This window comes from Streptomyces sp. ICN903 (assembly GCF_022015835.1).
Taxonomy (GTDB): Bacteria; Actinomycetota; Actinomycetes; order Streptomycetales; family Streptomycetaceae; genus Streptomyces; species Streptomyces fenghuangensis.
Map to the genome: position 1 here is coordinate 1 of NZ_JAKMAY010000254.1, position 8,465 is coordinate 8,465.

Below are 8,465 nucleotides of genomic sequence, written 5' to 3' on the forward strand. Positions count from 1 at the left end.
GCCACCCGCCCCCGCATGCCGTGCCGGGGCGGGTGGCACTCTTCCGCGGGTGGAGAACCGCACCCCCGCCCGGGACCGCCGGTCGCGGAAGCCGTCCCCGGCGAGGCCGGAGCCGCAGGCCCGACGCCGGCGGGCGCGACGTGGTCACGGGCGCGGGCCGGGACCGTCCCCGCCTGCCGGGGACAGCACGACGCGGCGGCGCTCTCGGTCCACCTCCGCGATCCGTACGGTCATCCGATCGCCCTCGCGTACCGCCGGAGACCCGTCCGGCTGTTCGAAGCCGCGTACCAGGCCGAGGACACCCCCCGGGACGCGGACGAGGACGCCGATCGGGGCGGTCTTGGTGACGGTGCCGGTCACGACCTCGCCCACTCTGCCGGCGAGCCGGTTCAGCGGGTCCTCCTCCAGCGCCTTCAGGGACAGCGACACCTGCCCCCGGTCGGTGTCACTGTCGAGGACCTCACCGGTGACCCGCTGCCCGGCCTCGACGGCCTCCGACGGATGGCCGATGTACCGCCACGTCAGCTCGGGAACCCGCACGAACCCGGTGCACCGGCCCGCCGGTTCGCCGTCGAGGTGCACGAACACCCCGTAGGCGTGGACGTCCGCGACCGTCCCCAAGCGGTGCTCGCCCCGCCGGACGCCGAGGAGGAAGGCACGCAGATCCGGGTCCTCGCACGCCCGCGCCGACACCTGCAGACGCGCGTGCCCCCCGGATCCCCCGGAGACGCCGACCACCTCGACCTCGATCCTCTGCCCGACCCGGACGACCTGCGACGGGTGGCCGAACGGCTTCCGGGACAACCGGTGCCGTGCGATGGACCCCAGGGTGAGACCCGGGCCCACCGGCGCGCCGAGTTCCACGAGGACTTCGTCCGCTTCGACGCCGGGCACCGTGGCGGTGCGGGTCCCGCCTTCCCGGCACAGTGCTTCGCGGAGCTCCTCCAACGACGGATCGGACGCGGGCTCGGTCATGCCCGTGACCCTATGCCGTGTCACCTCGCGGGGCAGCGCACGGGGAACGTCCGAGACGCCGGGCGTTGACGGCATCCCCGAGGACGCCTATCTTCGCGTTCGAAGTTCTGGTCGGCGTACGAGATTTCGAACGACGAAGAGTCGGGAGCCTCATGCCGCGCACACGACCCAGACCATCCCCCCTCATCCCCCTCCTCACCGGCGCCCTCCTCGCGGGCACGCTCGCCGCCGCACCCGCCTCCGGCGCCCCGGCGGCCGAACCGGCCGACTACACCCTGGCCCTCGACCGCACCCGCACCGGCCCCGAGATCGGCGAGCGGATGTACGGCGTCTTCTACGAGGACATCAACCGCGCCGCCGACGGCGGGCTCTACGCCGAACTCGTCCAGAACCGCTCCTTCGAGTACGCCCCCGTCGACAACCCCTCCTACACCGGCCTCACCGCCTGGACCGAGACCGCCACCGGCGGCGCCACCGGCACCGCGCGGGTCGTGGACGACGAGCACCGGCTGAACGAACGCAACCGCAACCACCTCCGCCTCGACCTGGGCGGCACCGGCGGCGCGGGCGCCCGCTACGGCGTCACCAACACCGGCTACAACTCCGGGATCGCCGTCGAGAAGGGCGAGAAGTACGACTTCTCCGTATGGGCCCGCACCGACGCCGGCCGCGGCACCCCGCTGACCGTCACCCTCCACGACGCATCCGGCCGGACACTCGCCACCCCCCTGCGCCGCACCGTGCGCGGCGACGGCTGGACGAAGTACACCGGCACCCTCACCACCCGTGCCGCCGCCACGGAAGGACGCCTGACCGTGGCCGCCGGCGGCACCGGCACCCTCCGCCTCGACATGGTCTCCCTCTTCCCCCGCGACACCTACAAGGGCCGCGCCAACGGCATGCGCAAGGACCTCGCGGAGAAGATCGCCGCCCTGGAGCCCGGCTTCCTGCGCTTCCCCGGCGGCTGCCTGGTCAACACCGGCAGCCACGAGGCGTACGAGGCGCCGGACTGGGAACGCCGCCGCTCCTACCAGTGGAAGGACACCGTCGGCCCCGTCGAGGAGCGGGCGGTCAACGCCAACTTCTGGGGCTACAACCAGTCCTACGGCCTGGGCTACTACGAGTACTTCCAGTTCGCCGAGGACATCGGCGCGATGCCGCTGCCCGTCGTCCCCGCCCTGGTCACCGGTTGCGGCGAGAACCGGGCCACCGACGACCCCGAACTGCTGCGCCGCCATGTGGCCGACACCCTGGACCTGATCGAGTTCGCCAACGGGCCCGCCACCTCCACCTGGGGAGCCCTGCGCGCCGAGATGGGCCACCCCGAGCCCTTCGGGCTCACCCACCTCGCCGTCGGCAACGAGGAGAACCTGCCCGACGCCTACTACGAGCGCCTGGCCGCCTTCCGTGAGGCCGTCGAGGCCGAACACCCCGAGATCACGGTCATCGCCAACTCCGGCCCCGACGACACCGGCGCGGTGTTCGACCGCGCCTGGGAACTGGCCCGCGCCTCCGGCGTGGAAATGGTCGACGAGCACTACTACAACAGCCCGGCCTGGTTCCTGGAGAACAACGAGCGCTACGACTCCTACGACCGCCACGGGCCCAAGGTGTTCCTCGGCGAGTACGCATCCCAGGACAACCGCTTCCGCAACTCCCTGGCCGAGGCCGCGTTCATGACCGGCCTGGAGCGCAACGCCGACATCGTCGAGATGGCCTCCTACGCGCCCCTGCTGGCCAACACCGACTACGTGCAGTGGAGCCCGGACCTGATCTGGTTCGACAACGCACGCTCCTGGGGCTCGACCGGCTACGAGACGCAGAAGCTGTTCATGACCAACACCGGCGACCGCGTCGTGCCGAGCCGGGCCTCGTCCACCCCGGTCGCCGGCGGCCCGATCACCGGCGCGATCGGCCTGTCCACCTGGGCCACCAGCGCCGCCTACGACGACGTCCGGGTCGTCTCGGCGGACGGCACCGAGCTGTTCGCCGACGACTTCTCCGGTGGCGCGGACCGGTGGACCGAGGCCGCCGGGCGCGGCAGCTGGGCGGTCACCGGCGGCGCGTACGTCCAGAGCGACACCACCGCCGAGGACACCCTGGTCACCGTCGGCGACCCCGCCTGGCGCGACTACGACCTGCATGTGAAGGCCACCAAGCGCGAGGGACGCGAGGGCTTCCTGATCGCCTTCGGCGTCAAGGACACCGGAAACCACTACTGGTGGAACCTCGGCGGCTGGAACAACACCCGCTCGGCGGTGGAGAAGTCGTCCGGCGGCGGCAAGCAGACGATGATCGAGGACGGCACGGTGGTCGAGACCGGCCGCACCTACGACATCCGGATCGAGGTCCGCGGCCGCCAGGTGACCCTCCACCTCGACGGCCAGGAGTGGGGCAGCTTCACCGACGACGCGGTCGCCGAGCCCTTCCGCCAGGTCGTCACCCGCGACGAGACGACCGGCGAGCTGATCGTCAAGGTCGTCAACGCCCAGGAGAGCCCGGCCCGTACGAGGATCGACCTCGGCCCGGGCGCGGCCGTCGCACCGACCGCCCGCCTGACCGTCCTGCGCGGCGACCCGGACGCGGTCAACACCGCCGACGAACGGCCGATCAGGCCGGAGGAGTCGGTGATCGACGGTGTGGACGCCGCCTTCACCCACACCTTCCCGCCCCACTCGGTCACCTTCATGCGCATCGCGGAGCGCACGCCGTAGGCGGGACGCACACGTGCGGGCGGGACGCACACGGAGGCGCCCGTACCCCCGGGACGTGGGGTACGGGCGCCTCCTGTGTGTGCGGCCGGACGGGGCTCAGGCCTCCAGCTCGTAGAAGGCGAACTCCTCCCACGAACCGCCGATCTGGGCGGAACGGGCCCGCAGCGCGTACTGGAGAGACCCGGTGTAGCCGTTCTCCATGGCGACGAAGAGGCCGTTCAGCGTGGACTGGAGCGCCCAGCGGTCCAGCTCCTCGTTGTAGTACACGACGAACCGCTCCCAGCCGCCCACCCCGGTGGAGCGGGCACGCAGCAGGTTCTGGGAGCTGCCGGTGAAGTTCTTCTCCACCGCCACGTACAGGTTGTTGGCCAGCGACCTCAGGGCGTAGGTCTCGGTGGTGTCGTCCCACTCGAAGGCGAAGCCCTCCCAGGAACCGCCGAACTCGGCGGAACGGGCCCGCAGCGCACCGGTGTTGGGAGCCGGGTAGTTCTTCTCGGTCGTCACGAACCGCTCGTTGCGGACCGACTGCATCGCGATGAGGGAGACCTCGTCCGCTTCCGAGCCCTGCTCGGTGAGGTTCTGGGCGGCGGGCCCCTGGTCGGCGGGGGAGCGCTTGCCGTTCAGGGCGGCCACCTCGTCACCCTCGACCACTTCCCAGCCGGCCGGTACGGCGGCCTGCGCGGCGGCCGGACGGCCGGTCTGCGGGGCGGCCGCGGCCGCCGGGGCCGTCAGCGCGGAGGCCCCCACCAGAGCGCTCAGGGCCAGAAGAACGGAGGTCATGCGTCGCACGGGTCGTCCTCACCTTCGGTGAATCGGCGGTGATTCCGGGGCGGCGGAGAAGCGAATTCGACACCTTCGGGCGTCTGTGCGCAACGGAACGCGCGGCTGTCCGCGCGGTGATTTCCCCCTGCTCTCGCCACGCCCCCGGAACCGCGATCGGAACGCCCTCCCCTCGGACGCTCCCGCGGCTGCCCCGCGCTGATCCACGAGGCAGCGCCAGAGTATCGGCGGGCGCCTTCCTTCGGCGGGCTCATTCCGTTCATTTTCCGGATCGGAAAGGAATTCCCCCGGGGCGACCGGTTCCGCAACCCCGGGTTAACGTGGAGGAAGGAATCCGTTCGCCGGACGCCTAAAGCGCGGAGACCTTTTCCGGGAGGTCTTCCCGGACCGGTTCGCGGCGGGCGGCCCACGGCTCGCACAGCAGCACCACGAGCGCCCCGGTGGCGAGCACCCCACCGACCAGGACCGCGCCCCTCACCCCGGCTCCGGTGGGCAGTAGCAGACCGCCGGTGAAGGAGCCGCCGGCGATGCCGACGTTGAAGACCGCCGATCCGACCGCCGAGGCGATCTCGGTGCTGCCGGGCGCCACCTGGAGGATCCTGCTCTGCAGGGCGGTGGTCATCGCGGCCATGGAGAACCCCAGCAGGGCGACCAGGCAGACGGCCGCGGGGCGTGCGCCGCCGGACAGGTACAGCCCCCACATCACCGCCGCCAGCAGGGCCACGGCCAGCGCCATGGTGTGCCGGGGGCGGCCGTCCACGAGGGCGCCGGCCATGTAGGTGCCCACGATGCCGGCCACCCCCGACGCCAGCAGCACGGGGACCACGGCCGACTGCCGGAACCCGGCCACATCGGTGAGAAAGGCGGTGATGTAGGTGTAGCCGCTGAACACACCCCAGATCACCAGGGCGGTCGTCACCATCAGGACCGCGAACCGGCGGACGCTCGGCTCGGCCCCGACCGAGGCGTGACCACCCCCCGGAGCCATGGGCGGCAGCAGGGCGGTGACGGTGACGAGGGCGAGCAGGCCGAAGGCGCTCATCACCACGAAGGGGATCCGCCAGCCGGCCTGCTGGCCCAGCCAGGTACCCGCGGGCACGCCCACCACAGCGGCCAGGGACAGCCCGGAGAACAGCCCGGCGACCACCTTGCCGCGCACCTCGGGCGAGAACAGCCCGGCGGCGGTGGCCGCGACGATCGACCAGAACACCGCGTGGGTCAGCGCGACCGCGATCCGTGCGGCGAGCAGCACCCAGTAGCCCGGGGTCGCCGCGGAGACCAGGTTCGCGGCGACGAAGACGCTCAGCAGCACGATGAGCAGCGCACGCCGCGGCACCCTGCGGACCAGATGCGTCAGGGGCACCGAGGCCACCGCCACGACCAGGCCGTAGCCGGTCACCAGCAGGCCCACCGCCGACCTCGACACGTCCAGGTCCCCGGCGATGACCGGGAGCAGTCCGACCGGCAGGGTCTCCACCGTGCTCAGGGAGAACAGGGCCACCGCCAGTGCCACGACCACCGCCACGGCGGCCGGAGTACGCAAAGGGGGTGTGGTCGCGGGCTGCGGTACCGTCACTGGATTTCCTTTCCTGATGCCCGTCCGGGGGCGGACGACAGGGCCGGACACGGACTCGGGCGGCGCCATTGAACACATGTGCCAGTGCTCGGTGCAAGCGCTTTCCCCTCAAATTCCGACCTTGCGCGGCCATGCTCCGCTCCGACCGGGAGAAAAGGGTCGGCCGAAAAATTTTCGGCTACTGGAGTAGGTTCTCGTGGTCGTCGGTGTGGGCCTTCGGTACCGCCGCGAACTCCTCGCACCTGGCTCCTGAACGGGTGCGGGTGCGGGTGCGTGCGGGGGTCGGGGCCGGTCCGGGGCGAACATTCCGGACGGCATTATTTACGGCCGTTGCCGCACACCGTTGGGTAGAGCGCCTATTGGCCGCAAATAACGCTTGAGTGTCCGGAACGTCCGCCCCTCCCCGTCCCCTCCCGCCGTCGCCCGGCTGCGGGCGTGGGGTGAAGACGCTCGCCGCTTCCGTCGGCACCGCTTCCCGGCGGTCTCGCCTCCTGCTTCGCGCGATACAGTCGGCCCTCGGTCCATTGACCCCCCGGAAGCTCCGACCTCGACCAGGGACACCTGTGACCAGTGCGACGCAAGCGCGGCATGCCGGGGACGCGTAACCCCGGCCGCGCCAAGGCCGTCCGCTGGTTCGCCGGCGTGGCGGCCCTGGCCGCCGTCGTCCTCGTCGGCCTGTATGTGTACCGGGCTGACGAGCGCGGGCAGTCGACAGCTCCCAAGCCTCAGCCGTGTGCCGACGAGACCGTCCGCTGCCACCTGCTCCCCACGGGAGTGTGGGCGGTGATCTACACACCCCCCGGTGAGGATGGCGCGCCGGCCACCCGCGCACCCGGAGAACGGGACGGACTGGTCCTCTGGGACCCGGGAAGGCCCGGACTGCGTCCACTGGCCGCCGTGGCCGCCCGATCGCTTCTTCCTTCCTGGCTGCGTCACCGGGCGGTGGCCACATTCGTCGAGCCCTGGGCTGCTCATGGGGTCAGCGCCGAATGCCTGGAAACCGTCACTGACGTGTCGGAGGGCGGCGAACTATCGGAATGGCAGACGAAGAACTGGCCCGACGATTTCCGGAACTCCTGCGACATGGGCCTCTACCGCCTCGACCGTGCGGAATACCACGAGTCGTTCAAGGAGCTCGTCGAGAAGGAGGGGGAGATATCGGGGGTGTACGCGCAGTCCTTCGGGGCGGTCCGGGCGACGGCTGTGATGCCCGAACTGGAACGCACTGGCGGCTGGGCGGTGATGGACGCTCCCGCGCCTCCGCCGGGCACCTCCGCGACCACGCTCATGACCGAGCGGAGCCTCGCGGTGGAGGCGGGCTTGCAGGACGTCATGGAATGCGACGAAAGCGATGCGGCCTCCGACTGCCGACAGAAGCTTCACCGGACGCTCCGGGACATGGGCTACGACGGCACGCAGACCGGCCTCGCCGATGAGTACGAGCGGATGACCGCTCTTTTCTCCCTCTCCCGTGACCTCGGGAAAAACGCCGAACCACTGCGCGGGATCCTGGCCAACTGGCCGGATATCGGCAAGGCGGGCAAAGGGGTCATGGAGTCCGGCAGCCGCAGCTACACCCGCCGTCACCGCGACGGTCAGGTACTTCCGGAGTTCGTGGGGTACCTCGCCAACGTCTGTACCGCGTACCGGGGGTGGGGGGCAGGTGCGGGGTCGCCGGAGAGGAATCCCCTCGGAGCCGCGCTCTCACGTATGCACCGCCCGTGCTCGGTGATGCCTGCCGGCGCGGACTCCACATGGACGATGCCCGAGGCGAAGGAAGCACCGAGACTGCTTATCCTCGTGAATCCCCTGGACCCGGTCGCCCCGCCCTATGCGGCGGAAGCATGGGCCGAGAAGTACCCTGACGCCGACCGTCTGGGTTACAGGTATCCAGGCCACAGGAAGGCGCCCGGGGAACTCGACGAAGAGGTTTCCGCCTGGGTCGCCGGATCGGCCGACTGACGCGGCATCAACGGTGTGCCCCGGTCACCCCGTCGGGGGCGTCGGTGCCCGGGTGGTACGCGTGGAGGTGGACCAGAACGGCAGGTTCCTTGTGCCATCGGGGTTCCGAGGCGCCGGACTCCCCTGCCCGTCCCGTACGAACCAGACCGTCCGGCTGCGGGGGACGTCCCGGAAGAAGGCTGCGGTCCGCGTACCACTCCGGCTCACAGCCACCGCGACGTAGCGGTCACTCCTACTGCGAAAGCCTTTGACCGACCGATCTGTCGGGGCGAGCGCTGAGCATCGGCACAGCGCGACGGACAGCCGGGAACCAGCCGCAGCCGGGCGACGGCGGGAGGGGACGGGGAGGGGCGGACGTTCCGGACACTCCGGGGTTCCCCATGCCGAAGGCCAGGGGAGTTATTTGCGGCCAATGAGCGCTTCACATAACGGTGTACGGCAACGGCCGTAAATAATAC

Annotated in this window: 5 protein-coding genes; 2 read left to right on the plus strand and 3 right to left on the minus strand. The window is 71.0% G+C overall.

The window, feature by feature from the left end; translation table 11 throughout:
• Positions 1-144: 144 nt before the first annotated feature.
• Entirely contained in the window at positions 145-975 is an 831-nt protein-coding gene (locus L7D48_RS22120; protein WP_237881708.1) for a S1 RNA-binding domain-containing protein, read from the minus strand.
• Between the two features lie 152 nt (positions 976-1,127).
• On the opposite strand from L7D48_RS22120, the gene L7D48_RS22125 reads away from it, so the two are divergent.
• Positions 1,128-3,689: an alpha-L-arabinofuranosidase C-terminal domain-containing protein gene (locus L7D48_RS22125; protein WP_237881710.1), complete on the plus strand. Its 2,562-nt coding sequence runs from the start codon at positions 1,128-1,130 to the stop codon at positions 3,687-3,689.
• A 96-nt stretch (positions 3,690-3,785) separates the two neighbouring features.
• On the opposite strand, the gene L7D48_RS22130 is transcribed toward L7D48_RS22125, so the two are convergent.
• Positions 3,786-4,469 carry a hypothetical protein gene (locus tag L7D48_RS22130; RefSeq protein WP_237881712.1) on the minus strand — a complete coding sequence of 228 codons (684 nt, stop codon included), beginning with the start codon at positions 4,467-4,469 and terminating at the stop codon, positions 3,786-3,788.
• Between the two features lie 349 nt (positions 4,470-4,818).
• Positions 4,819-6,045 (minus strand): MFS transporter, encoded by a 1,227-nt coding sequence (locus L7D48_RS22135; protein WP_237881714.1) that lies wholly within the window; start codon positions 6,043-6,045, stop codon positions 4,819-4,821.
• A 570-nt stretch (positions 6,046-6,615) separates the two neighbouring features.
• Here L7D48_RS22135 and L7D48_RS29485 point away from each other — a divergent pair.
• The gene (locus L7D48_RS29485) at positions 6,616-8,007 is read left to right on the plus strand and encodes an alpha/beta hydrolase (protein ID WP_237881716.1); all 1,392 of its coding nucleotides are present in this window, start codon (positions 6,616-6,618) and stop codon (positions 8,005-8,007) included.
• The last annotated feature ends 458 nt before the right edge of the window (positions 8,008-8,465 follow it).

What these genes read in the sequence shown, in the direction of transcription:
- L7D48_RS22120 (WP_237881708.1), bottom strand. Translation starts at nt 975, where the DNA reads ATGACCGAGCCCGCGTCCGATCCGTCGTTGGAGGAGCTCCGCGAAGCA.
- L7D48_RS22125 (WP_237881710.1), top strand. Translation starts at nt 1,128, where the DNA reads ATGCCGCGCACACGACCCAGACCATCCCCCCTCATCCCCCTCCTCACC.
- L7D48_RS22130 (WP_237881712.1), bottom strand. Translation starts at nt 4,469, where the DNA reads ATGACCTCCGTTCTTCTGGCCCTGAGCGCTCTGGTGGGGGCCTCCGCG.